The following is a 24,047-nucleotide window of genomic DNA, read 5'->3' as shown; positions in this document are numbered from 1 at the left end:
GTTAGACCACCGGATCGATCGGCGACGACGGCGTGCCGCCGGCCTCGACCGCCTCGCCGGCGGCAAGGCAAAGATCCTCGCGGTAGCGTCCGGCCACCAGCTGCACGCCGACCGGGATCCGTCCCACGAGACCGGTGGAGACCACGAGCCCGGGAAGCCCCATGAACGGGATCGCGATCTGCGGCAGCTGTGCGTGCCACACCCGCGCGAACGACGCCTCGTCCTTGCGATCGAGATGGTCGGGGAACGGCAGCTCGCCGGACACCGGCATCAGCAGCACTGGATATTTCTCGAAGAAGGCGAACCATTCGCGCGTCAAGGTCGCGCGGCGGGTCAATGCCTGCGACAGGTCGAACGGATGCACCCGGGCGCGGACGCCGCGCAGGCAGGCCAGCGCGCCGGGATCGCCCTCGCGTTCGGCGAAGGCGAGCTGGGCCTCATAGCCGTCGCCGAGCCAGAGCCGGGTCTGGATCTCGGCCGCCTCGCGCAAGGACGGCGTGTCGGCGATCTCCTCGACGATCCAGCCGGCCTTCTGCAATCGCTTGCCGGCGTCGGCCACCGCGGCGACCACTTCCGGCACCGGGTTGAGACCATCGGGATTGAGGCACATCGCAACGCGCTTCTCGCGCGGCGGTCCTTCGAGCGGCACCGGCGCATACCAGGGGTCGCGATAGTCCGGCGCCGACATCGCCGCGAGCGAGATGCGCAGGTCGTTGACGGTGCGCGCCAGCGGGCCCGACACCGCGCTGATCTGCGGGCCGATCGGACGCTCCGGCAAAGCCGAATTGAAGGCCGGGATGCGGCCCATGCTCGGCCGCAGGCCATGCACGCCGCAGGCATAGGCCGGATAGCGGACCGAGCCGGCGATATCGGTGCCGTGAGCGATGTGGCCGATGCCGGCCGCGACCGCCGAGCCCGCGCCGCCGGACGAGCCGCCCGGCGTGATGCCGCCATCGCGCGGGTTCTTGGTGTCGCCGTGAATGAGGTTGGTGGTGAACCAGCGATAGGAGACCGCCGGACAATTGGTGCGGCCGAGCAGCACCGCGCCGGCCTTGCGCAGATTGGCGACCACCGGATTGTCGACCTTGGCGATGACGTCGCGCTGCGCCTTCAACCCGTTGGTGGTGGCGTAGCCCTCCTGGTCGACATTGACCTTGATGGTGACCGGCACGCCGGCGAGCGGCCCGACCGCCGCGCCGCGCGCAATGGCCGCATCGACCTTGGCGGCCTGCGCCAGCACGTCGTCCGGCCGGTGGTCAACCACCGCGTTGAGCTTCGGGTTGACCGCGTCGAGCCGGGCGAGCCCGGCCTCCGCCGCCTCCTTCGCCGACACCTTCTTCGATTTGATGAGGCTGGCGAGCTCGGCCGCCGACAGACGCCAAATATCCTGCATGTGCAACTCCGTGTGACGCTGCGTTTTAGCGCCGCGCGGAGAACATGACCAGCGGCCCGCCGCCCGATGTTTCAGCGGACATGCGCGATGTAATAGGCAAGATCGCCGATCTGCTCCTTGGTGACCGTCTGCATCACGTCGGCCATGGTGGCGTCATAGCCGTGGCGGCTGTTGTCCTTGTATTCGGCCAGCGTCTTGGCGAGGTAGTCCTCGCGCTGGTTGGCGATGCGCGGGACGTTGTCCTTGCCGGAGAAATCGGTGTTGTGGCAGCTGTTGCAGCGGTTCTGCTGCGCCAGCGCCTGGCCACGCGCCATCCGCGCGGGATCGCCGGCGTCAGCTGGCGGCGTGGGCTTCGGCAAGGTCGCGATGAAATCCGAGAAGGCGCGCAAATCGTCGTCGGTCAGCGGCTTCGCCATCTCGTTCATCGGGTCGAACACCCGCAGCTTCTCGCGGAACATGAAGAGCTGGATCAGCGCATAGGGCGCCGTCTGGCCGCCGAGCGACGGCGTGTTCTCGGTCTCCGACGTGCCATGCTCGCCATGGCAGGCAAAGCACGCCGCGGCGCGCTCCTGGATGGTCTCGGCATTTGCGGAGAAGCTGAGAGCGGCGAGCGCCGCGACGAGTGCGAACTTACGCATCGGTCCATCCTTACATGTACTTCAAAAGAAAATCGGGGGCAGCGGACGCTGCCCCCGATCCGTGGCTGCAACTTACTGATTGGCGACCTTCGGCTTGCCGTAGCTGACGCGATAGACCGCGCCGTTCCAGTCGTCGGAGACCAGCAGCGAGCCGTCCTTCAGCAGCATGACGTCGACCGGGCGGCCGACATACTTGTTGTCCTCGAGGAAGCCGGTCAGGAACGGCTCCATCGACTTCACCGTGCCGTCCTTGTTCAGCCTGACGGCGACCACGTCACCACCCTGCTTCTGCGACTTGTTCCAGGAGCCGTGACGCGCGACAAAGATGACGTTCTTGTAGCTCTTCGGGAACATGCTGCCGGTGTAGAAGCGCATGCCGAGCGACGCGGTATGCGGGCCCATCAGGCCGACCGGCGCGGTGTAGTCCTTGCAGTTCTTGCCCCAGCCGAGCTCCTGGTCGATGATGTTGCCCTGGTAGCAGTACGGCGCGCCGAAATCCTCGCCCGCCTTGGTGATGCGGTTGAGCTCGTCTTCCGGCACCGTCTCCGACAGCCAGTCGCGGCCGTTGTCGGTGAAGTACATCTGCTTGTTCTCGGGATTCCAGTCGAAGCCGACCGTGTTGCGCACGCCGAGCGCGTAGACCTCGGCGCCGGAGCCATCGAGATTCATGCGGCGGATCTGGCCGTGGTCGGCGTCATGCAGCACGTTGTTGCCGGGCTGGCCGACCGGAACATAAAGCTTGTTGTCGGGACCGATGGCGATGAACTTCCAGCCATGCGCCTCGTCCTTCGGCAGCTTGTCGTAGATGACGGTGGGCTTCGGCGGGTTGTCGAGATTGTCCTCGATCTTGTCGATCTTGGAGACCTTCGAGAGCTCGGCGATGTAGAGCGTGCCGTCCTTGAAGGCGACGCCGTTCGGGCGGTAGAGGCCGGAGGCGATCACCTTGACCGAGCGCTTGCCGTCCTTGTTGACGATCGCATAAACCTTGTCGACGAGCCGGCTGCCGACGAACACCGTGCCCTTGTCGCCGAGCGCCAGCGAGCGCGCATTGGGCATGCCGGCCGCATAGACCTCGACATTGAAGCCGGCCGGCGCCTTGAGCTTGGCGAGCGGCAGCTTGTCGGTCGCGGACGGCAGCGGCGGCGGCGCCACCGGCGCGAGCTTGGCGGCGGCCTCATTGTCCGGACGCCCGATCAAGGGCGAGCCCGGCGGCAGCGGCTGGGCGGCGGGGGTGGCACCTGGCGCCGGCGCGACCGGCTGCTGCGCCGCAGCAGAGAGCGTGAACGCCCCGAGCATGGCCCCCGCGAGCAGCAAGCTGCGCGCTGCGAACGAATGTTTTTTCATGAAGATCTCCCCTGGGTGGAAGCCGTTGTTGATTGCGCCATTGATGTCGCCCGGCGCCGTTCGGCTTTCCGTTCATAGTCTTGTGAATTTGTCCGGACAATTGCAATCGGAAACATGCTGGCATCGGCCAACGCATGGTTGTGACCACGCGGGCGGGCCAGCGCGCGTCAGTGCCTTGTCATCGAGCGGTCCGGGCGGTCGAGGATCGCCTCCGTGAATGGAAACTCCAGCACGATCTCGCCCTCGTCGTCGGTCACCTCGATCACGGCGCTGAGCAGCGCGCCGTCGGCGCCCTCGGTCTTGAGCAGTTCGCGAATCATCGCGCGCGCCATCTCCCACGCGCGATCGGGATCCCGCAGGATTTCGCCGTCGGGATCGGAGATCAGCTCGTCGCCGATACGGGTGTTGAAGAAATAGCGTGGCATCGGCTGAACTCGGCTCGGTTAGTCGCCTCCCATCACGGGGAGGCGCAGGATCGTCACAGGACCTTCGGAGGACCACAGGGCCCTGTCTACTTATTCCAAGATCACCATTCACCGTGTGGCGAACAACAGGAAAAAGGTCTGATGCCACGGGCTTTTGACGGGAAACGCGCGCACAAATTTGTGAGTGGGCAGAACTTGCCTGCCGCAGTGCAGCATGCCCTTCGAGGCGGCACCTTACAGAAAATTTAACTGGCGAACTTTTCCAACCACAGTACTTTACTCTGCAGGGCGGAAAGTTCGTCCGGTTGCAACAAGGAGAGCCAAATGGCCTGGAAAGCACCGAAGATCGTGGAAGTGTCGGTCGGCATGGAAATCAACATGTATATGTGCGCAACCCGCAAGTAAGCGGCAGCGCCCCATACACGTTTAGCGTTTTAGCGCAGGTGGACATCCGGGCGTAACGCGCTCCCGAGAGAGGGAGTGTGTTTCAAATCCGGGGTCCACCTCGTAACGTTTTTGGGTCCACAAACTTCTCCAGGGCCAAGCTTCTCCAGGGGACGGATCATGCTTCGTGTCGTCGTCCTGGGTGCCGCGGCGGGTGGCGGCGTTCCGCAGTGGAACTGCGGCTGTGCCGTCTGCAGGACGGCGCGAAGCGGCCACCCCGAACTGCAGAGCACGCAAGCCTCGATCGCCGTCAGCGGCGACGGCGTGCACTGGTTCCTGGTCAATGCGTCCCCGGATCTGCGCCAGCAGTTGATTGCCACGCCGCAGCTGCATCCGAAGCACGGCGCACTGCGCCATAGCCCGATCGCGGGCGTCATCCTCACCAATGGCGAGATCGACGCGGTCGCCGGGCTGTTGTCGATGCGTGAGGGTTCGCCGTTCACGATCTACGCGCATGAGCGGGTGCTTGCGATCCTGCGCTCCAACAGCATCTTCAACGTGCTCAGCGACAAGAACGTCGACCGCCGGCCGATCGCGGTCGACCAGGCCTTCGAACCGGCCCTGCCCGACGGATCGCCGTCCGGGCTTGAGGTGCTGCCGTTCGAGGTTCCCGGCAAGGGCGCGTGGTATCTCGAGGGCAAGGCGCATCCGGCGGGCGCCGACGGCGTCGGCGATACGCTCGGCCTGCGTATTGCGGACAGGCGCAGCGGCAAATATTTCTATTTCCTGGCCGCCTGCGCACGGGTGACCGACGACCTGAAAGTGCGGCTCAAGGGCGCCCCGCTGGTGTTTTTCGACGGCACGGTGTGGCGCGACGACGAGCTGATCGCGGCGGGCCTTGGCAATAAGACCGGCCAGGGCATGGGCCATATCGCGATGTCGGGCGATCAGGGTGCGATCGCCAGCCTCGCCGGGCTCGACATCGGACGAAAAGTGTTTTTGCATATCAACAACTCCAACCCGGCGCTGCTTGGGACCTCGGCCGAACGCAAGGCGGCCGAACAGGCGGGTTGGCAGATTCCCGCCGACGGAACGGAGATCGTGCTGTGAATGTCGTGCCTACCACCGGAATGACCGCGCTCTCGATCGGCAAGGGCATCACGCTCGACAGTGCCGAGGAGATGGAGGCGACGCTGCGCACGATCGGTGCCACGCGCTATCACAGCCTGCACCCGTTCCACCGCCTGCTGCACGGCGGCAAGCTCAACAAGGGCCAGGTCCAGGCCTGGGCGCTGAACCGCTACTACTACCAGAGCACGATCCCTCTGAAGGACGCGATGGTGATGACACGCTTCCGCGACCGCATGACGCGGGTCGAGTGGCGACACCGCATCGAGGACCATGACGGCGATCTCGGCAGTGAGGGCGGCATCGAGCGCTGGCTGAAGCTGACCGAAGGGCTCGGCCTCGATACCGCCTATGTGGAATCGACTGAAGGCATCCTGCCGGCGACGCGCTTTGCCGTGGAAGCCTATGTGCATTTCTGCCGCGACCGCACGCCGCTGGAGGCGATCGCCTCCTCGCTCACCGAATTGTTCGCGCCGAACCTGCACGAGGAGCGCATCTCCGGGATGCTGAAGCACTACGACTTCGTCAACCCCGACATCATGAGCTATTTCAGCCGCCGCCTGACCCAGGCGCCGCGCGACGCCGGCTTCGCGCTCGACTACGTCAAGCAGCATGCGAAGACGCCGGCCGAACGCGAGGCGGTCTGCAACGCGCTGATCTTCAAGACCAACGTGCTGTGGGTGCAGCTCGATGCGCTCTATCACGCCTATGTCGACGGCCAGATTCCGCCCGGCGCCTTCGTGCCGAAGACAGGCTAGGGACAAGATCATGGCCAGCCGCAACATCAGCGTCAGCGAGACCAGCCGGCCAAAACTGCCGCGCCATACCAAGCTGAAATTCGACGAGACGCGGCAGGTCTGGGTGATCCTGGCGCCGGAGCGCGTACTGGCACCGGATGACATCGCGGTCGAGGTGCTGCAACTCTGCGACGGTGTGCGCAGCGTCGCCGCAATGGTGGACCAGCTTGCGGAGAAATATGCCGCCCCGCGCGAGGCGATCGCGACCGACGTGATCGCCATGTTGCAGGATCTGGCCGACAAGGGCTTTCTCACCGAAGCGCGCGAGAGCACAGCATGAGTGACACGCTCGCCGACAACAAGACGACGACAGCAGGCCCAACCGACGGGCTCGCGGTGCTCGAGCAAACGCGCTCGGCGGCTGAGACCTACGGCATTCCCCTTGCGGTGCTGCTCGAGATCACCCACCGCTGCCCGCTGCAATGTCCCTATTGCTCCAACCCGGTCGAGCTCGACCGCGGCTCGACCGAGCTCACCACCGAGGAATGGAAGAAGGTGCTGAGCGAGCTCGCCGAGCTCGGCGTGCTGCAGGTCCATTTCTCCGGCGGCGAGCCGACCGCGCGCAAGGACATCGTCGAGCTGGTGCAGCGCGCGTCCGATGTCGGGCTGTATTCCAACCTGATCACCTCGGCGGTGCTGCTGACGAAAGACAAGCTTTCGGCGCTGGCCGACGCCGGCCTCAGCCATGTGCAGATCAGCTTCCAGGGTAATGAGCCCGTTGTGGCGGACCGCGTCGCAGGTCTGAAGGATGCGCATCGCAAGAAGCTCGAAGTCGCGAAATGGACGCGCGAGCTCGACATGCCGCTCACAGTGAATGCGGTGATGCACCGGCAGAACCTGCATCAGCTGCCGGACATCATCCAGATGGCGGTCGACCTCGACGCCGACCGGCTCGAGGTCGCCAACGTGCAGTATTACGGCTGGGCGTTGAAGAACCGCGCCGCGCTGATGCCGACGATCGAGCAGATCGAGGAGACCAGCCGCATCGTCGAGGAAGCCCAGGTGCGCCTGAAGGGCACGCTCGCGATCGACTATGTGGTGCCGGATTACTACGCGCTGCGGCCGAAGAAATGCATGGGCGGCTGGGGCCGCCAGTTCTTCAACATCTCGCCGGCCGGCAAGGTGCTGCCGTGCCACGCCGCCGAAAGCATCACCGGGCTCGAATTCGAATCGGTGCGCTCGAACCATTCGATCGCCTGGATCTGGCAGAACTCCGAGGCCTTCAACCGCTATCGCGGCACCGGCTGGATGCCGGAGCCGTGCAAGAGCTGCGAATTCCGCGAGGTCGATTACGGCGGCTGCCGCTGCCAGGCCTTTGCGCTGACCGGCGATGCCGGCAACACCGACCCGGCCTGCGCGCTGTCGCCGCGACACGAGGAGATCTTCAAGCAGGCCGAGCGGGAATCCGCCGGCACGCAGAACCGCTTCCTGTATCGTAACTTCGCCGGCGGCACGCTGGAGACGGACGAACCCCGGAGCGAATCCCAGGACAAGCGCAATGGCGCCTGACGCCGATGTCGGCAAGGTCGCGAGGCGTGCCGATCCCTTTGCGCCGCTGACGTCGGAATGGCTCGACGTCGGCGATGGCCACGATCTCCATGTCGAGAGCGTCGGGCGCGAGGGCGGCATTCCCGCGGTCTATCTGCATGGCGGCCCCGGCAGCGGCTGCCAGCCCGATCATCGCCGGCTGTTCGATCCCGAGCGCTTTCACGCCGTGCTGTTCGACCAGCGCGGCTGCGGCCGCAGCCGGCCGAAGGGCAGCCGCGACAACAACACGACGCAGCACCTGATCGCGGACATGGAGAAAGTCCGCGAGCGGTTCGGCTTCGCGCGCTGGATGGTGGTCGGCGGCTCCTGGGGCGCGACGCTGGCGCTGGCCTATGCGCAGGCCCATCCCGAGCGGGTCAGCGGGCTGGTGCTGCGCGCGACGTTTCTCGGCACCGCGGAGGAGCTGGACGACGTTTTCCTGCGCGCCTTGCCACGCTTCTATCCCGCCCTCTCCGAGGACTTCCTCAACTTCCTGCCCGAGAGCGAGCGTGCAGCGCCGCTTGCGGCCTATTATCGCCGCATCCTCGATCCCGACGCCGCCGTGCATGCGCCGGCCGCGCGGGCCTGGCACGACACCGAACGCGCGTTGTCGGAGCATACGCCGAAGCAGACGCGGCTCGACCTCAAAGCCTCAGGCGCCCTGCCCTCGACGCCGTTCATGGAGGCGCACTACTTCGCCAACAATTGCTTCATGCGGCCGCATCAGTTGATGGACGAAGCCGGCAAGCTCGCCGGCATTCCCGGCATCCTGGTGCAAGGCCGCTACGATCTGTTGTGCCCGCCCGCGACATCGCACGCGCTCGCTGCGCGCTGGCCGGGCAGCGAGGTCCGCATCATCGATGGCGCGGGCCACATCCTCTACGACCCCGGCATCCGCAACGCCGTGATGAAGGCGATCGCCGACCTCGCGGCCAAGCGCTAAGGCCTGATTGTGAGATTGGGGTGAATCGGCTTGCCGCGATTTCGATCCACCTCTCCCCACCGGGGAGAGGTCGGATTGCGAAGCAATCCGGGTTGAGGGCTCTTGTTCTCTCGATAGACCGTAACCCCTCTCCCGATTTGCTGCGCAAATCGACCTCTCCCAAGGGAGAGGTGAACCTTCGATGCCGCTCCAGCTCAACCTGATCTCATCGCGCTTTAGACCGCCGCGGAACACCCTCGACATCAGGAGCCGGTGAAGAACTCGACCGGCTCCCTTGCTTCCCTCAATGTTTGCACTTGCCCGGAGGACAAGCCGGCGCTGCCCGTGGCGCGGGCGCGGGCCTTGGCGGCGCCGCCATTCGCGGCGGCGGTGCTGCGCGTTGCACCTGCATCGCCGGCCGTGGCGGCGGCGCAACGTGCGGAGCCGGTGCCGGTGCAGGACGCGGCGCGATGGCGGCGGCGCGCGGCGGCGGAGCAACCGGCCGCGGCGGCGGAGCTGCGGCCCGCACCGGCGGAGCTGCCGCATGCGCCGGCGCGGGCCGGGAGACCGGCGGCGGCGACACCGCGGCGCGGGCGGGTGCCGGGCGCGCGGCCGGCGGCGGCCGTGTCGACATCGCGCGGTTCGCCGGTGAAGGTACCGCCGAGGGCTTCACGTTTGCGGTCGGAGTGGTCGCGGCATGCGGGAGCGGTTGCGCGCCCGGCTTGCCGGCGGCCGTGGGTGAGGCGGGCGCGTTTGTCGCCGGGGCGGCACCGGGCTTGGCCGGAGGAGCAGGCTGCGCATTGGCAGGCGCCATGGCAGTCGCCGGCTTGCCCGGCACCACCGTATTCGGCTTTGCCCCAGGTTGCGCGGCGCCGGGTTGTGCGGCTCCCGGCGGCACAGCGCCATGCTGCATGGCATTGGCCGGTGCGGTCGCCGACTGCGGCAGCGGCGGTCCATTTTTCGCGCCCGGCAGGGTATGGGCACCCGGTGTGCCCGGCGCGCCCATCGCATTCGGAGCGGCGGCAGCATTCGGAGTGGCAGCAGCGTTCGGTGCCGCGGCCGCGTTTGGTGCGGCGCGTGGAGCTCCCATCGCCGCACCTTGCGCGGGCGTCACGCCTTGCGGAGCGCCCGGCAGGTTGGCGCGCTGCATCGCCGCAGCCGGCAGTCGCGGTGCCGCCGTCACCGGCGCGCCGCCCATCGCCGCCGTCACCCCGGCCGCATGGAGCTGCGCCGGCGTCGGGTTGGGATTGTTGATGACCGTGTTGATGACGGTGGTGTTGTGGATGTTGTTGAACACGATGTTGTTCTGCGGCGGCACGACATAGGCCGGTGCGGCGACATAGGCCGGCATCGCCACGAACATCGGCGTCGGCAGCACGTACAGGCCGATCGGCGGCGGCGGTGGCGGCAGCACGACGAAGTCCGGCGGCGGCGGCGGCAGGAAGACCACCGGCGGCGGCGGGGGCGGCGCGAAGTCGAACACCGGATCGCTGTAGTACAGCACCGGACGGTCGACATAGACGACCTCGTCGGGCGGCGGCGGCGGCACGTCATAGTCGAGCGCGGTGAACTGCGGCGGCGGCTCGAGCGCGGCCGACAGATAGGCCAGCCGGCGCCGGGCGTCGTATGCATGCGGCCCGCGCGGATAACGCCGCAGGTACGACCAGTACGCATCAGGCGTGTCGGCGTTGTAGGTGCGCCGCCAGGTGATGGCCTCGCGCCGCGCCGCCACGATCGCGCGCACGCGCCTCGCCAGCGGATCGTTCGGATAGGCCTGCAGGTAGTCCTCATAGCCCTGCAGCGTGTCGCGCTCGAGCGCCGCGGCGTAGGCATCCTGCGCCGAGAAATCGCGGATCGGCTTGGTGCGCAGCCCGGCATCGACCTGCTGCGGCGGCGCGTCCGGCTTGCGTTCGAAGAACATGAAGGGCGCGTCGACCTTGTGCGCATCCCACGGGATCTCGGCGCCCTTGGTCATCTCGTTGACGCGCAGGCGGACGCGGTCGAACACCTCGGGCAAGGTCAAGCCGCCGGTGCGGATCATTTCCGCCAGCGCTTGCGCGTAAGGCCCGTAAGGCGGCGCCCCGTCGGGGGCGACGGTGCCGGGCGCGGAGTTGAAGGCGATCAGCAGCTTCGGATCGGGGTCGACCAGCGCAAGACCGCCGGCCAGCGGCTGGCCTTCCTTGGCGAAGGGATTGCTGCGCGCCGCATCGAGCACGATCACGCCGGCCTTGATCGGCAGCGCCGAGAGCTGATGGCTGTAGTCGGAGATACGGATCGCCTCGACCGGCACGTCGGTGTCGCGGGCGATCTTGGCGTCGACCGGCACGAAGTAGTTCTCGCCGGTGAGCTGCACGCCGTAGCCGGCGAGATAGACGAAGGCGACGGCATTGGGCCCCGCCTCCTGCACCTTCTGGATGAAATCACGGAACGATTTGCGCAGCGTCTCGCCGTCGAGATCGCGTGCGCCGATCACGTCGAAGCCGGCGGCCTGCAAGGTCTGCGCGATCAGGCCGGCATCGTTCGCGGCGGTCTGCAACGCGCCGGCCTCATAGGCGCCGTTGCCGATGACGAGTGCGAGGCGCTTCTCCTGATCCTGCGCGTGGACGGGAAGCGATGCGAGCGACAGCATCCCGACGATCAATGCCCACAGAATGCGCGCCATGGCGGCCGTTCCTTTTCTTCTCGAGAGTTGGCGAAACGAATGAAATGCTACCTCTGTGAACCGGTGCTGAACAGGCTTGCAGCAATTGTGGCAATCCTTGGTCTACGGTGCCGGGAACCGGCTTCCCTGGTCCGCGCGATCAGGCGATATTGCTCGGATAAAACAGGCAAAAAAGGAGCACTCGATGCCAATCGCCGGACAAGGCATGCTGCTGACCTCGATGGATATCGACAGCTTGCACGAAGCTGAATTCAATCGCTGGTACGACCGCGAGCATCTCGAGGAACGGGTCGCCATCGACGGCTTCCTCGAAGCCCGCCGCTACGTCGCCCATGACGGCAAGCCGAAATATCTCAGCCTCTACTCGACCGCGACCTTCGATGTGCTCGACAGCCCGGCCTATCGCAAGGCGCTCGCCAACCAGACCGACTGGTCGAAGGCCAATATCGCGCGCTTTCAGAACATGATCCGCGGAGTCGCGCGGATCACGATCAGCCGCGGCGTCGGCAGGGGCGCAGCGCTCGGCATCATCCGCCTGCGCCCGCCTGCCGAAGGCGCGGACAAGCTTCGCGCTGCATTGCGGGAGCAACTCGATCCAGCGTCGCGCGACGGCATCATCTCGATGCACCTCCTGGAGAACGACGCTGACCTGTCGAAACCGCTCACGCCGGATGCGCAGAAACCCGATCCCGGCGCCGGCGACTGGTTCGTGCTGATCGACGCCACCGACGTCAGCGTAGTCCCCAACGCCGCTGCAGGCATCACCGGTAACGCAGCCCTGAAGCCGCTCGTGGTCAGCAGCGGCGTCTACAGGCTGTTGTGGGATATCGCGAAGAGCGACCTTCCGCGCCCATAAAGCATGATCCGGAAACGTGCGAAGCGGTTTCCCGAAAACATATTCTCAAGCAAGCGTGGCGTGCAGATCATGCTGCACCGCCACATAACGCAATCGAGATTAACGCTACACGCGCATCAGCCGCGCGAAAGCTGATGATCGGACAATTTAGCCTTTGCCTTCTCTGGAACGGCTCTAATAAGATAAGCCTATGATCCAATTCAAAAACCAGAACAACGCCACGTGAGCGTTCGTCGTCAACGATAAGGCCGCGCGGGTCTGGCATTTTCGCGCGGGTCAAAGGTAGGAATGAAACCGACTGATATCTCGGCGCCGGATTACTTTCATAAAGTAGTCGATTGCCAATGGGCCTGTCCCGCACACACCCCTGTTCCCGAGTACATCCGGTTGATTGCTGAGGGGCGTTACAGCGACGCCTACATGATCAATTGGAAGTCCAACGTGTTCCCCGGCATTCTCGGGCGCACCTGCGACCGTCCATGCGAGCCGGCATGCCGCCGCGGCCGTGTCGAGGACAATCCGGTCGCGATCTGCCGCCTGAAGCGTGTCGCCGCGGACTTCAAGGACGACATCAAGCATCGCCTGCCGAAGCCCGGGCCGAAGAACGGCAAGCGCATCGCGCTGGTCGGCGGCGGCCCTGCCTCGCTCACCGTGGCGCGCGATCTCGCGCCGCTCGGCTATCACTGCACCGTGTTCGACGGCGATCCCAAGGCCGGCGGCATGATGCGCAGCCAGATTCCGAAATTCCGCCTGCCCGACAGCGTGATCGACGAGGAGACCGACTACATCCTGGGTCTCGGTGTCGAGTTCAGGGGCGGCCAGCGCGTCGACAGCCTGAAGCAGCTGCTCGCCGAGAACTATGACGCGATCTTTGTCGGCAGCGGCGCGCCGCGCGGCCGCGAGCTCGACATCCCCGGCCGCAAGGAGGCCGCCGCCAACATCCATATCGGCATCGAGTGGCTGGCCAACGTGTCGTTCGGCCACGTCGACAAGATCGGCCGCCGCGTCATCGTGCTCGGCGGCGGCAACACCGCGATGGATTGCTGCCGCACCGCGCGCCGCCTCGGCGGCGAAAGCGTCAAGGTGATCGTCCGCTCTGGCTTCGAGGAAATGAAGGCCTCGCCGTGGGAGAAGGAAGACGCGCTTCACGAGGACATCCCGATCCTCAACTACATGGTGCCGGTGGCATTCAAGCATGTGGCCGGCAAGCTGATCGGCGTCACCTTCCAGAAGGTGAAGGCGGAGTATGACGCCAAGGGCCGCCGCAATCTCGTGCCCTCGGGCGAGCCTGACGAGACCGTGCCCTGCGACGATGTGCTCGTTGCGGTCGGCCAGGAGAACGCGTTCCCCTGGATCGAAGCCGATTGCGGCATCGAATTCGACAAGTGGCACATGCCGAAGGTCGATCCCAAGACGTTCGTCTCGACCAATCCGAAGGTGTTCTTCGGCGGCGATGCGGCGTTCGGGCCGAAGAACATCATCTGGGCGGTGGCGCATGGCCACGACGCCGCGCTCTCCATCCACCGCATGCTGTCCGGCGAGGACATCAACGAGCGCCCGCTGCCCGAGGTGCACGTCTCCTCGCAGAAGATGGGCATCCACGAGTGGAGCTACGACAACGACATCTCCGCCGACAAGCGCTTCAAGGTGCCGCATCGCGACAAGGTGGTCGCGCTGAAGGACATCCGCGCCGAGGTCGAGCTCGGTTACGACCTCAAGCTCGCGCTCGGCGAGGCGCAGCGCTGCCTGAATTGCGACGTGCAGACGGTGTTTTCCGCGCCGCTCTGCATCGAGTGCGACGCCTGCGTCGACATCTGTCCGATGGACTGCATCAGCTTCACCGAGAACGGCGAGGAGGATGATTTGCGGCAGCGGCTGAAAGCGCCCTCGCCGCATCACGACCAGGCGCTCTATGTCTCCGGCGACCTCAAGACCGGCCGCGTCATGGTGAAGGACGAAGACGTCTGCCTGCATTGCGGGCTGTGTGCCGAGCGCTGCCCGACCGGCGCCTGGGACATGCAGAAGTACCTCATCGATATGGTTCAAGCGGGATCAACATGTCAGTCCAAAGCCCGATCAGCAGCGTAAACGACTTCGTCGTCCGCTTCGCCAACGTCAACGGTTCGGGCTCGGCTTCCGCCAACGAACTGTTCGCGCGCTCGATCCTGCGCCACGGCGTGCCGGTCTCGCCACGCAACATCTTCCCGTCCAACATCCAGGGCCTGCCGACCTGGTATGAGGTGCGCGTCACCGAGGACGGCCATCTCGGCGCCCGCGGCGGCGTCGACTTGATGGTGGCGATGAACCCGCAGACCTGGGACAAGGACGTCGCCTCGATCGAGCCCGGCGGCTATCTGTTCTACGATTCGACCAAGCCGATGCCGTCGTCGAAATTCCGCGAGGACATCACCGTCATCGGCGTGCCGCTGACCGCGATCACCAACTCGACCTACACCGATCCCAGGCAGCGCCAGCTGTTCAAGAACATCATCTATCTCGGCGCGCTCTGCGCGCTGCTCGACCTCGATCCCAAGCTGGTCGAGCAGCTGATCGGCGAGCAGTATAAGGGCAAGGAGAAGCTGCTCTCCTCCAACGTCCATGCGCTGCATCTCGGCCGCGACTGGGCGCTGCAGAACCTGAAATGCCCGCTCGGGCTGCGGGTGAAAAAGTCCGACAAGGTCGGCGACCGCATCTTCGTCGAAGGCAACAGCGCGGCCGCGCTCGGCGCCGTCTATGGCGGCGCCACCGTATGCGCCTGGTATCCGATCACCCCGTCATCGTCGGTGGCGGAAGCCTTCACCAGCCACTGCAAGAAGTATCGCCACGATCCCGAGACCGGCAAGGCGAAGTACGCCATCGTGCAGGGCGAGGACGAACTCGCCTCGATCGGCATCGTGATCGGCGCCTCCTGGAACGGCGCACGGGCCTTCACCGCGACCTCGGGTCCCGGCATCTCGCTGATGACCGAGTTCATCGGCCTGTCCTATTTCGCCGAGATCCCGGCCGTGATCATGAACATCCAGCGCGCCGGCCCCTCGACGGGCATGCCGACCCGCACCCAGCAATGCGACGTGATCGCCTGCGCCTATGCCTCGCACGGTGATACCAAGCACGTGCTGCTGTTCCCGGAGGATCCGGCGGAGGCGTTCGAGTTCGCAGCGGCCGCCTTCGACCTCGCCGAACGGCTGCAGACCACGATCTTCCTGATGCTCGATCTCGACATCGGCATGAACCACCGGCTGTGCCGCCCGCTGAAGTGGGACGACGCCAAGCAATACGACCGCGGCAAGGTGATGACTGCGGAGATGCTCGAGGAAGGCCGCGACTTCGGCCGCTATCTCGACGTCGACGGCGACGGAATCCCCTATCGCACCTATCCCGGCACGCATCCAACCAAGGGTTCCTACTTCACCCGCGGCACCTCGCGCGACCGCTACGCGCGCTATTCCGAGGAAGGCGCGGTCTACGCCGACAACATGCAGCGCCTGGTGCGCAAGTTCGAGACCGCGCAGGACATGGTGCCGCGGCCGCTGCAGGCCAATGCGGCGAAGCCGACCAAATACGGCGTGATCTATTTCGGATCGACCTCGCCCGCGATGGACGAGGCGATCGGGATTCTGGAGGCGCGCGGCCATCAGCTCGACCGCATGCGCATCCGCGCCTTCCCGTTCCACTCCAGCGTCGCGAGCTTCATCGCCGACCACGACTTCGTCTACGTGGTCGAGCAGAACCGCGACGCGCAGCTTCGCCAGCTGATCGTCAACGAGAACGGCATCGACCCCGTCAGGCTGGTGCCGATCCTGCACTATGACGGCACGCCGATCACCGCGCGCTTCATCGCGGGCGCGATCGGCGACCACCAGGATCATCTCAAGGTGACCCCTCTCCGCAAGGCCGTGACATGATCGATCAGTTGACCTCTCCGGCGTCATGCCCGGCCTTGTGCCGGGTATCCAAGACTTCCTTTCTCCTGGCCAAGACGTGGATGGCCGGGACAAGCCCGGCCATGACGTCGTCGGGATCGCAGGTGCAGTCATGACCTACATTGCAAAGCCGAAGTTTCATCATCCCGGCCTGAAGAAGAACGAGCTGGGCTATACCCACCGCGACTACGAGGGGAAGATCTCGACCCTGTGCGCCGGCTGCGGCCACGATTCGATCACCGCCTCGATCATCGAGGCCTGCTACGAGCTCTCGATCGAGCCGCATCGGGTGGCGAAGATTTCCGGCATCGGCTGCTCGTCGAAGACGCCGGACTACTTCCTCGGCAATTCGCACGGCTTCAACTCGGTGCACGGCCGCATGCCGTCGGTCCTGACCGGCGCCAACCTCGCCAACCGCGACCTGATCTATCTCGGCGTCTCCGGCGACGGCGATTCCGCCTCGATCGGCTTCGGCCAGTTCGCGCATTCGATCCGGCGCGCCGTCAACATGACCTATATCGTCGAGAACAACGGCGTCTACGGCCTGACCAAGGGCCAGTTCTCCGCCACCGCCGACCGCGGCTCGAAGTCGAAAAAGGGCGTCACCAACACCGACAATGCGATCGACCTGGTCGCGATCGCGCTGCAACTCGGTGCCACCTTCGTGGCGCGCAGCTTCTCCGGCGACAAGACCCAGCTGGTGCCGCTGATCGCCGCCGCGATCCGCCACAAGGGGGCGTCCTTCATCGACGTGATCAGCCCTTGCATCGCCTTCAACAACCACGCCGGCTCGACCAAGAGTTTTGACTATGTCCGCGAGCACAATGACGCGGTGAACCGCCTCGACGTGCTGGTCGGCCGCGATCCGATCAGCGTCGACTATGCGCCGGGCAGCGTGCAGGTAGTCGAGCAGCATGACGGCTCTCGGCTCGCGCTGCGCAAGCTCGACGCCGACTACGATCCGCACGATCGGCTCGGCGCGATGACCTTCCTGCAGAAGCACGCGGCCAAGGGCCAGATCGTCACCGGGCTGCTTTACGTCGATCCCGACGCCGAGGATCTGCACACCCATCTCGACACCGTCGAGACGCCGCTCAACACGCTGGACGAACAGGCGCTGTGCCCTGGCTCAGCGGTGCTCGACAAGATCAACGCGAGCCTGCGCTGAGCACTCATTCTCGCCGTCACAATGACGTGGCGAGGACGTGCAACGAACTCTATGTCGTCCCTGCGAAAAGCAGGGACCCATAACCACCGATGCAGATTGTCTAACTACGCTGGGACGACGAGTCCCGTTCACAAAAGAAGGCGCGGCGGCGGATGGGTCCCTGCTCCCGTGCGCAATTGCGCACTAGGGGCAGGGACCACAGCGGAGTTGGTGACCGCTACTTGTCGCTCAGCACGTCGCCGAACAGCGCCCAGGACTTGCCGTCGAACCGCGCCATCTGGATCTGGCGGATCGGCGTCACGTTGTCGGGCTCGGTCTGCACCTTGATGCCCGGCAGCAGCATCGGCAGTTCGAGCGCCTTCAGATTGGTCGCCTGCTTGATGATGTTGTCGCGGCTGTAATCGCCGTTGCAGTTCTTCAGCACCGCCGTCATGACCTGCGCCACCGTGTAGCCCTGCACGTTGAAGAGGTCGCCCGGGCTCGCATTCGGCTGGTACTTCTTCATCCAGGCCGCAAACTCCTGCTGCGCGGGATCGTCGGCCCAGCGCGGATCGGTCGGATCCTTCAGATAGAGCCCGGTCACGACGCCGATCACGTTCTCGAGGCCGGCCGGTTCAAGCACCGCGGAGACGGAATTGGAGACGGTCGGCAGGATGGTCAGCGGCTTCCAGCCCATGCTCGCCGCCTTGCGCAGCGCCTGGGCCGCGAATTTCGGCGTCGCCTCGGCGAAGAACACGTCCGCGCCGGACTCGCGCATCGTCACCATCTGGGAATCGATGGTAGGATCGGTCGTCAGATACGTGGTCTCCGCGACGATCTGGCCGACATGCTCGCCAAGCCCGTCCTTGAAACCCCTGAGATAGTCCTTGCCGGCGTCCTCGTTCGGCGTGATGACGGCGATCTTCGCATCCGGCTTGGTCTTCAGGATGTATTTTGCGTAGAGCCGGCCTTCGAGCTCGTAGGTCGGATTGAAGCCGACCGTCCACGGGAACTGCTTTGGATCGTTCCAGCGCGTCGCGCCGGAGGACACGAACAGCTGCGGCACGCGCTTGATGTTGAGGTACTTCTGCACCGAGATGTTCGGCGCGGTGCCGACCGCGCTGAAGACCGCGAGCACCTCGTCCTGCTCGACGAGCTTGCGGGTCTGCTCGACGGTCTTCGACGGCGAATAGGCGTCGTCGAGGCTCTCGAAATCGATCTTGCGGCCGTTGATGCCGCCCTGGTCGTTGAGCATCTGGAAATACGCGGCTTCGGCGCGCGCGATCGTGCCGTAGGCCGACGCCGGGCCGCTATAGGGCGCGGTGTTTCCTATCTTGATCGCGGTGTCGGCTGCAACGGACGGCGAGATCGAGGAGGCCGTCAGCGCGGTGAAGGCGAGAAAGCCCGCCAGGCGGGAGCGAGTTGACAAGAGCGCATCCTTTTCTTGGTTTTCTTGACGCGGCGCACATTATCCATCGCGTCCGCGCAGGCAACACCAAGAACGTCTCGCGAGATTTCCGCATGCCGGCAATCGCGTTCGCGCATAGAACGCCATGCGCTTTCAGAGTCGGAATGTTGCCGGGATGTTCATGATGTGAGCCTTCGATAGTCACGAAGGTTCACCGAGCAAGACTCGCATTCCGCACGGCGGTGTGCGCCGCGCTCATGTCAGCGAGAGCGTGATCCTCACGCCGCGACCGCAGCCGCGCGCGGGCTGACGACGTATTCCTTCAGCACCTTGTCGCTGCCGTCGATTTCGGTCAGCGCGACGTCGTAGGACCACAGATCGGCGAGGTGTTGCAGCACGCGCCGCGCGTCGGTCTCGTTGAGTTGCGCGCCCTTCACGGTGGTGTGACGCAGCATCAGGCGGCGATCGCCGTCGAGATCGACATCCACGACCTCGATATTGGCGTCGACGAAGCCGACGTCGTATTGCCGCGCCAGCTCGCGGCGGACCCGGCGGTAGCCGCGCTCGTCGTGGATCGCGTCGACCTTGATCCCCTGGCTTTCCGCGGGGTCGTCGTGCAAATGGAACATGCGGAAGCGCCGGATCAGCGCCGGGCTGAGGAACTGGTTGATGAAGCTCTCGTCGCGGTAGTTGCCCCAGATCTCGCGCAGCACGCCCTCGACGTCGCCCTTGCCGGCGATGTCGGGGAACCACTCGCGGTCCTCGTCCTCCGGATTTTTCACGATCCGCTCGATGTCCTGCATCATGGCGAAGCCGAGCGCGTAGGGATTGAAGCCGGAATAGCGGCGGTCGTCGAACTCGGGCTGGAACACCACGTTGGTGTGCGACTGCAGGAATTCGAGGAAATTGCCGTCGGTGATCCGGCCCTGCTGATGCAGCCGGCTCATGATCCGGTAATGGACGTAGGTCGCGGTGCCCTCGTTCATCACCTTGGTCTGGCCCTGCGGGTAGAAATACTGCGCGATGTGGCGAACGATGCGGATGAGCTCGCGCTGCCAGGGTGCAAGGCGCGGCGCGGTCTTCTCGAGGAAATAGAGGATGTTCTCCTGCGGCAAGCCGAGCAGCGCGCGGCGGCGCTCGGCCGTGAGCGCAGCCTTGCTCTTGGCCTTGGTGTTCGGCACCGTCCGCCACAAATCGTTGAACACGCTTTCCTCGTGCTGCCGGCGCTCGCCGGCCCGCTTCTCCTCGGCACGCAAATCGAGCGTCTTCTTTCCGGGATAGCGGTCGACGCCATGCGACATCAGCGCATGCGCGGCATCGAGCGTTCGCTCCACCGTCTCGCGGCCATGGCGGTCCTCGCAGACCGAGATGTAGCCCTTGGCGAATTCCAGATAGTCGAGAATGCCGTCGGCATCGGTCCACTGCTTGAACAGATAGTTGTTCTTGAAGAAGTGATTGTGCCCGAACGCCGCGTGCGCGATCACCAGCGTCTGCATCGTCGCCGTGTTCTCCTCCATCAGATAGGAGATGCACGGCGAGGAATTGATCACGATCTCATAGGCGAGGCCCATCAGGCCCTTGCGATAGGACGCTTCCTGGAACGCGAACTGCTTGCCGAACGACCAGTGCTTGTAGAACAGCGGCATGCCGACCGAGGAATAGGCGTCGAGCATCTGCTCGGCGGTGATCACCTCGATCTGGTTGGGATAGACGTCGAGCCCGAGCTCGGTGCGCGCGATCTTCTCGCAGGCGTCGTGGACCCGCTGCAAGGTCTGGAAATCCCAATCGGCGCCCTCGAACAGCCGTTCCCCGGAAGAACCCATCACGCTACACCCTTTCCTGCTTGCTGCGGCGCTTGAACAGGTCCTGGAACACCGGAAAGATCTCGCCGCGCTCGCTCACCTTGCGCATCGACAGCGGCGCGCCCTCGTTGCGCAGACGCTCATAGAGCGTCCAGAGCGAGGAGTCCGGCATGTCGAAGGTGTAGTTGGCGGCTTCACCGACCTCGAGATAGGCGAAGAACTGGCAGACCGGCAGGATCTTGTCGGTCAGGAGGTGACCGGTCAGCGCGCTGTCGGAGGTCATGTTGTCGCCGTCCGAGGCCTGGGCGGCGTAGATGTTCCAGTCGGCCGGACGGAAGCGGGTGCGGACGATATCGTTCATCGCGACCAGTGCGCTCGACACCAGCGTGCCGCCGGAAGCCGGTCCGTGGAAGAAGGTGTCTTCGTCGACCTCCTCGGCGCGGTCGGTATGGCGGATAAACACGATCTCGACGTGCTTGTAGCGCCGCTTCAGGAACACGTAGAGCAGCATGTAGAACCGCTTCGCCAGATCCTTCATGTGCTCGGACATCGAGCCCGAGACGTCCATCAGGCAGAACATCACGGCCTGCGCCACCGGCTTCGGCACCGTCTCGAAGCGGCGGTAGCGGATGTCGATCGGATCGATAAAGGGAATCCGTTTGGCCTTCGCCCTCAGCGCTTCGAGCAGCGCCAGCAGCTCGCGGCGGCGCGTGGCGTCGTCGCATTCCGCAAGCTCGGCCTCGAGCGCCTCGATCTCTTCCTTGCGCGGCCTGCGCAGCGCCACGCGTCGCGCAAGCGCCCGGCTCACCGTGCGGCTGATCGAGATGTTGGCGGGCGATCCCGAGGTCGCATAGCCGGCGCGCTGGATGCCCTCGCTCTCGGTCTCCGCCAGCTTGCGCTTGGCAAGATCGGGCAGTTCGAGGTCGTCGAGGAAGAGGTCGACGAATTCCTCGCGGCTGAGCACGAAGCGGAAGGCGTCCTCGCTGTCGCCCTCGCCTGCGCCGGAGCCCTTGGCGCCGCTTTGGTTCGGGCGCTGCAGCCAGTCGCCCTCGACGAATTTCTTGTTGCCGGGCAGCACCATGTCACGCGTGCCGCCCTCGCGCCGGAACCGCGGCTCGTCCATGCCGTCCAGCGGGATTGTCACTTCGCCGCCCTCCAGGACATCCTTGATGTCCCGGTCCTGTGACGACTTCTTGACGGCTCCCTGCACCAGCGCCTTGGCGCGCCGCAGGAAGCGCTGGCGGTTCTCCAGGCTCTTGCTACCCGGATTCAACCGCCGATCGACGATATGCATGACCACGTTGCATCTGCCTCACGCCGGATGCGATCATGACCAGTCGCATCACATTTTTCTTGGACGAGACGGGACGGGACGAAACGGAAAGCCGGAGCCGGCTTTCCGGATCGCGCGTTAGCCGGCCTGCTTCACCCGCATGTACCACTCGACGAGCCGGCGGACCTGGCGCTCGGTATAACCGCGCTCCACCATCCGCTCGACGAACTCGCCGTGCTTCTTCTCGGTCTCGCCGTCCTTCTTGGAGCCGAACGAGATGACCGGAAGCAGATCCTCGACCTGCGAGAATATCCGCTTCTCGATCACGTCGCGAACCTTTTCGTAGGAGGTCCAGCTCGGATTCTTGCCGCCATTGTGCGCCCGCGAGCGCAGCGAGAACTTGACGACCTCGTTGCGGAAGTCCTTCGGATTGGCAATGCCGGCCGGCTTCTCGATCTTGGTCAGCTCCTGGTTCAGGAGCTCGCGGTTCATCAGCTGGCCGGTGTCAGGATCCTTGAAGTCCTGATCCTCGATCCAGGCGTCGGCGTAGTCGACATAGCGGTCGAACAGGTTCTGGCCGTAGTCGGCGTAGGATTCCAGATAGGCCTTCTGGATCTCGTTGCCGATGAACTCGGCATAGCGCGGTGCGAGGTCGGCCTTGATGAATTCGAGATAGCGCTTCTCGGTCTCGTCAGGCAGCTGCTCGCGGCGGATCGCCATCTCCAAGACATACATCAGATGCACCGCATCGGCGCCGACCTCTGTCGTGTCGTGGTTGAAGGTCGAGGCCAGCACCTTGAAGGCAAAGCGGGTGGAGACGCCGTCCATGCCCTCGTCGACGCCGGCCGCGTCCTTGTATTCCTGCACGCTGCGCGCCTTGGGATCGGATTCCTTGAGGCTCTCGCCGTCGTAGACCCGCATCTTGCCGAACAGCGTCGAGTTCTCGTGCTTGCGCAGGCGCGACATCACCGAGAAGCGGGCCAGCGTCTCCAGCGTCGCGGGCGCGCACGGCGCGGCGGCGAGCTCCGAGCTCTGGATCAGCTTCTCGTAGATCTTCTGCTCCTCTGTGACCCGCAGGCAGTACGGGACCTTGATGACGCAGATGCGGTCGATGAAGGCCTCGTTGTTCTTGTTGGTCTTGAAGCTCTGCCACTCGGCTTCGTTCGAGTGCGCCAGGATGATGCCGGTGAACGGGATCGCGCCGATATTCTCGGTGCCGATATAGTTGCCTTCCTGCGTCGCGGTCAGCAGCGGGTGCAGCATCTTGATCGGCGCCTTGAACATCTCGACGAATTCGAGCACGCCCTGGTTGGCGCGGTTGAGGCCGCCGGAATAGCTGTAGGCGTCGGGATCGTTCTGGGCGTAGGTCTCGAGCTTGCGGATGTCGACCTTGCCGACCAGCGAGGAGATGTCCTGGTTGTTCTCGTCACCGGGTTCGGTCTTGGCGACCGCGATCTGGCGCAGCCGCGAGGGCTGGATGCGCGCAACGCGGAATTGCGAGATGTCGCCGCCGAAAGCCTCGAGCCGCTTGTAGGCCCAGGGCGACATCAGCCCGCTCAGCCGGCGGCGCGGAATGCCGTACTTCTCCTCGATCATCGGCCCGAGTTGCTCCGGATCGAACAGCCCGAGCGGGCTCTCGAACACCGGCGAGAGCTCGTCGCCCGCCTTCAGCACGTAGATCGGATGAATTTCCATCAGCGCCTTGATGCGCTCGGCGAGCGATGACTTGCCGCCGCCGACCGGCCCGAGCAGGTAGAGGATCTGCTTGCGCTCTTCGAGGCCCTGCGCGGCGTGACGGAAGAAGCCGACGAGGCGCTCGATCGTATCCTCCATGCCGTAGAAGCCGGCGAAGGCCGGATACGACCTGATCGTACGGTTCAAAAAGATACGGCCAAGGCGTGGGTCCTTGGCCGTGTCGATCATCTGGGGCTCACCGATTGCCGCCAATAACCGCTCGGCTGCATTTGCATATCGCATCGGATCGCCTCGACACGACTCCAGATACTCGGCCATCGACATGTCGGTCTGGCTTCGCGCTTCAAACGACCTTGCGAAGGCGTTGAACAAAGAATCGTTGTACATGATCCCTCTCTCCACGATATGTATCGCCGCACGACTGACACGAGTCGTAACAAGAGCGTCCTAGGATCGAATCAGCGTCGGCACGCTGGGTCTATTGGACACTCGACCGACTCAGTTCGGCAATGCACGGCGCGTGCAGCCTCTGCCTTATCAACAGGCAGGAAGCTTAATGGTTCATCAATATCCCCTTGTTTTTGGTGGCTGTAACCCCCTCGCCACATCCGTGGTTTACCGGGGCCCAGGCCTCCGAAGCGGACATCCGGAGCGGGGCAACTTCCCGTCCGGCGATGGACGTTGGGCTTCCCTGAAAAAGTGTGACCGTTCAGCCGTGACGTC

At 64.9% G+C, this 24,047-nt stretch carries 19 protein-coding genes; 10 read left to right on the top strand and 9 right to left on the bottom strand.

Annotated elements, in window-relative coordinates; genetic code table 11:
- Position 1 precedes the first annotated feature (1 nt).
- From JEY66_RS13360 to JEY66_RS13345, 4 genes are all read right to left on the bottom strand, one after another.
- Complete coding sequence (locus JEY66_RS13360) at positions 2–1,393, bottom strand: amidase family protein (RefSeq protein ID WP_018273073.1); 1,392 nt, start codon at positions 1,391–1,393, stop codon at positions 2–4.
- A gap of 71 nt (positions 1,394–1,464) precedes the next feature.
- Positions 1,465–2,031 (bottom strand): c-type cytochrome, encoded by a 567-nt coding sequence (locus tag JEY66_RS13355; protein ID WP_018273074.1) that lies wholly within the window; start codon positions 2,029–2,031, stop codon positions 1,465–1,467.
- A 72-nt stretch (positions 2,032–2,103) separates the two neighbouring features.
- Positions 2,104–3,375, bottom strand: a complete 1,272-nt coding sequence (locus JEY66_RS13350) for a PQQ-dependent sugar dehydrogenase (protein WP_018273075.1) — start codon at positions 3,373–3,375, stop codon at positions 2,104–2,106.
- A 167-nt stretch (positions 3,376–3,542) separates the two neighbouring features.
- Positions 3,543–3,800: a DUF6894 family protein gene (locus JEY66_RS13345; protein WP_016839844.1), complete on the bottom strand. Its 258-nt coding sequence runs from the start codon at positions 3,798–3,800 to the stop codon at positions 3,543–3,545.
- Between the two features lie 324 nt (positions 3,801–4,124).
- Between JEY66_RS13345 and pqqA the strand changes: the two genes are divergently transcribed.
- From pqqA to pip, 6 genes are all read left to right on the top strand, one after another.
- Entirely contained in the window at positions 4,125–4,205 is an 81-nt protein-coding gene (pqqA, locus tag JEY66_RS13340) for a pyrroloquinoline quinone precursor peptide PqqA (protein WP_035635412.1), read from the top strand.
- 159 nt (positions 4,206–4,364) lie between these two features.
- The gene (pqqB, locus tag JEY66_RS13335; RefSeq protein ID WP_018273076.1) at positions 4,365–5,294 is read left to right on the top strand and encodes a pyrroloquinoline quinone biosynthesis protein PqqB; all 930 of its coding nucleotides are present in this window, start codon (positions 4,365–4,367) and stop codon (positions 5,292–5,294) included.
- A gap of 20 nt (positions 5,295–5,314) precedes the next feature.
- The gene (gene pqqC / locus JEY66_RS13330; protein WP_016839840.1) at positions 5,315–6,070 is read left to right on the top strand and encodes a pyrroloquinoline-quinone synthase PqqC; all 756 of its coding nucleotides are present in this window, start codon (positions 5,315–5,317) and stop codon (positions 6,068–6,070) included.
- Between the two features lie 10 nt (positions 6,071–6,080).
- Positions 6,081–6,389, top strand: a complete 309-nt coding sequence (pqqD, locus tag JEY66_RS13325; RefSeq protein WP_016839838.1) for a pyrroloquinoline quinone biosynthesis peptide chaperone PqqD — start codon at positions 6,081–6,083, stop codon at positions 6,387–6,389.
- Positions 6,386–7,618, top strand: coding sequence for a pyrroloquinoline quinone biosynthesis protein PqqE (gene pqqE / locus JEY66_RS13320; RefSeq protein ID WP_018273077.1), 1,233 nt, complete (start codon positions 6,386–6,388; stop codon positions 7,616–7,618). The genes pqqD and pqqE overlap by 4 nt, the downstream gene beginning before the upstream one ends.
- The gene (gene pip / locus JEY66_RS13315) at positions 7,608–8,579 is read left to right on the top strand and encodes a prolyl aminopeptidase (RefSeq protein ID WP_018273078.1); all 972 of its coding nucleotides are present in this window, start codon (positions 7,608–7,610) and stop codon (positions 8,577–8,579) included. The genes pqqE and pip overlap by 11 nt, the downstream gene beginning before the upstream one ends.
- A 283-nt stretch (positions 8,580–8,862) precedes the next feature.
- Here the strand turns inward: pip and JEY66_RS13310 are convergent, their stop codons facing one another.
- The gene (locus tag JEY66_RS13310) at positions 8,863–11,220 is read right to left on the bottom strand and encodes a caspase family protein (RefSeq protein WP_018273079.1); all 2,358 of its coding nucleotides are present in this window, start codon (positions 11,218–11,220) and stop codon (positions 8,863–8,865) included.
- A 184-nt stretch (positions 11,221–11,404) separates the two neighbouring features.
- Between JEY66_RS13310 and JEY66_RS13305 the strand changes: the two genes are divergently transcribed.
- The 4 genes from JEY66_RS13305 to JEY66_RS13290 all read left to right on the top strand — a co-directional run bounded on the left by JEY66_RS13305 (position 11,405) and on the right by JEY66_RS13290 (position 17,167).
- Positions 11,405–12,076, top strand: a complete 672-nt coding sequence (locus tag JEY66_RS13305; RefSeq protein ID WP_026193163.1) for a DUF4286 family protein — start codon at positions 11,405–11,407, stop codon at positions 12,074–12,076.
- 288 nt (positions 12,077–12,364) lie between these two features.
- Positions 12,365–14,164 carry an FAD-dependent oxidoreductase gene (locus JEY66_RS13300; RefSeq protein ID WP_026193164.1) on the top strand — a complete coding sequence of 600 codons (1,800 nt, stop codon included), beginning with the start codon at positions 12,365–12,367 and terminating at the stop codon, positions 14,162–14,164.
- The gene (locus JEY66_RS13295; protein ID WP_018273082.1) at positions 14,134–15,981 is read left to right on the top strand and encodes a 2-oxoacid:acceptor oxidoreductase subunit alpha; all 1,848 of its coding nucleotides are present in this window, start codon (positions 14,134–14,136) and stop codon (positions 15,979–15,981) included. The genes JEY66_RS13300 and JEY66_RS13295 overlap by 31 nt, the downstream gene beginning before the upstream one ends.
- A gap of 130 nt (positions 15,982–16,111) precedes the next feature.
- Positions 16,112–17,167, top strand: coding sequence for a 2-oxoacid:ferredoxin oxidoreductase subunit beta (locus JEY66_RS13290; protein ID WP_018273084.1), 1,056 nt, complete (start codon positions 16,112–16,114; stop codon positions 17,165–17,167).
- 217 nt (positions 17,168–17,384) lie between these two features.
- Here the strand turns inward: JEY66_RS13290 and JEY66_RS13285 are convergent, their stop codons facing one another.
- From JEY66_RS13285 to JEY66_RS13270, 4 genes are all read right to left on the bottom strand, one after another.
- The gene (locus tag JEY66_RS13285; protein ID WP_018273085.1) at positions 17,385–18,575 is read right to left on the bottom strand and encodes an ABC transporter substrate-binding protein; all 1,191 of its coding nucleotides are present in this window, start codon (positions 18,573–18,575) and stop codon (positions 17,385–17,387) included.
- Between the two features lie 257 nt (positions 18,576–18,832).
- The gene (locus JEY66_RS13280) at positions 18,833–20,377 is read right to left on the bottom strand and encodes a SpoVR family protein (protein ID WP_018273086.1); all 1,545 of its coding nucleotides are present in this window, start codon (positions 20,375–20,377) and stop codon (positions 18,833–18,835) included.
- A gap of 4 nt (positions 20,378–20,381) precedes the next feature.
- A complete protein-coding gene (locus JEY66_RS13275; RefSeq protein ID WP_016844046.1) occupies positions 20,382–21,650 on the bottom strand; it encodes a YeaH/YhbH family protein in 1,269 nt (422 codons plus the stop codon).
- Between the two features lie 117 nt (positions 21,651–21,767).
- Positions 21,768–23,711 carry a PrkA family serine protein kinase gene (locus JEY66_RS13270; protein WP_018273087.1) on the bottom strand — a complete coding sequence of 648 codons (1,944 nt, stop codon included), beginning with the start codon at positions 23,709–23,711 and terminating at the stop codon, positions 21,768–21,770.
- Positions 23,712–24,047 lie beyond the last annotated feature (336 nt).

Source organism: Bradyrhizobium elkanii USDA 76, assembly GCF_023278185.1.
In the GTDB taxonomy this organism is placed as follows: Bacteria; Pseudomonadota; Alphaproteobacteria; order Rhizobiales; family Xanthobacteraceae; genus Bradyrhizobium; species Bradyrhizobium elkanii.
This window is presented reverse-complemented; position numbering and strand designations above follow the sequence as displayed.

What these genes read in the sequence shown, in the direction of transcription:
- JEY66_RS13290 (WP_018273084.1), top strand. Translation starts at nt 16,112, where the DNA reads ATGACCTACATTGCAAAGCCGAAGTTTCATCATCCCGGCCTGAAGAAG.
- pip (WP_018273078.1), top strand. Translation starts at nt 7,608, where the DNA reads ATGGCGCCTGACGCCGATGTCGGCAAGGTCGCGAGGCGTGCCGATCCC.
- pqqE (WP_018273077.1), top strand. Translation starts at nt 6,386, where the DNA reads ATGAGTGACACGCTCGCCGACAACAAGACGACGACAGCAGGCCCAACC.
- JEY66_RS13355 (WP_018273074.1), bottom strand. Translation starts at nt 2,031, where the DNA reads ATGCGTAAGTTCGCACTCGTCGCGGCGCTCGCCGCTCTCAGCTTCTCC.
- JEY66_RS13275 (WP_016844046.1), bottom strand. Translation starts at nt 21,650, where the DNA reads ATGCATATCGTCGATCGGCGGTTGAATCCGGGTAGCAAGAGCCTGGAG.
- JEY66_RS13300 (WP_026193164.1), top strand. Translation starts at nt 12,365, where the DNA reads ATGAAACCGACTGATATCTCGGCGCCGGATTACTTTCATAAAGTAGTC.
- JEY66_RS13305 (WP_026193163.1), top strand. Translation starts at nt 11,405, where the DNA reads ATGCCAATCGCCGGACAAGGCATGCTGCTGACCTCGATGGATATCGAC.
- pqqB (WP_018273076.1), top strand. Translation starts at nt 4,365, where the DNA reads ATGCTTCGTGTCGTCGTCCTGGGTGCCGCGGCGGGTGGCGGCGTTCCG.
- JEY66_RS13280 (WP_018273086.1), bottom strand. Translation starts at nt 20,377, where the DNA reads ATGGGTTCTTCCGGGGAACGGCTGTTCGAGGGCGCCGATTGGGATTTC.
- JEY66_RS13345 (WP_016839844.1), bottom strand. Translation starts at nt 3,800, where the DNA reads ATGCCACGCTATTTCTTCAACACCCGTATCGGCGACGAGCTGATCTCC.
- JEY66_RS13310 (WP_018273079.1), bottom strand. Translation starts at nt 11,220, where the DNA reads ATGGCGCGCATTCTGTGGGCATTGATCGTCGGGATGCTGTCGCTCGCA.
- pqqD (WP_016839838.1), top strand. Translation starts at nt 6,081, where the DNA reads ATGGCCAGCCGCAACATCAGCGTCAGCGAGACCAGCCGGCCAAAACTG.
- JEY66_RS13270 (WP_018273087.1), bottom strand. Translation starts at nt 23,711, where the DNA reads ATGTACAACGATTCTTTGTTCAACGCCTTCGCAAGGTCGTTTGAAGCG.
- JEY66_RS13295 (WP_018273082.1), top strand. Translation starts at nt 14,134, where the DNA reads ATGTCAGTCCAAAGCCCGATCAGCAGCGTAAACGACTTCGTCGTCCGC.
- JEY66_RS13350 (WP_018273075.1), bottom strand. Translation starts at nt 3,375, where the DNA reads ATGAAAAAACATTCGTTCGCAGCGCGCAGCTTGCTGCTCGCGGGGGCC.
- pqqC (WP_016839840.1), top strand. Translation starts at nt 5,315, where the DNA reads ATGACCGCGCTCTCGATCGGCAAGGGCATCACGCTCGACAGTGCCGAG.
- JEY66_RS13360 (WP_018273073.1), bottom strand. Translation starts at nt 1,393, where the DNA reads ATGCAGGATATTTGGCGTCTGTCGGCGGCCGAGCTCGCCAGCCTCATC.
- pqqA (WP_035635412.1), top strand. Translation starts at nt 4,125, where the DNA reads ATGGCCTGGAAAGCACCGAAGATCGTGGAAGTGTCGGTCGGCATGGAA.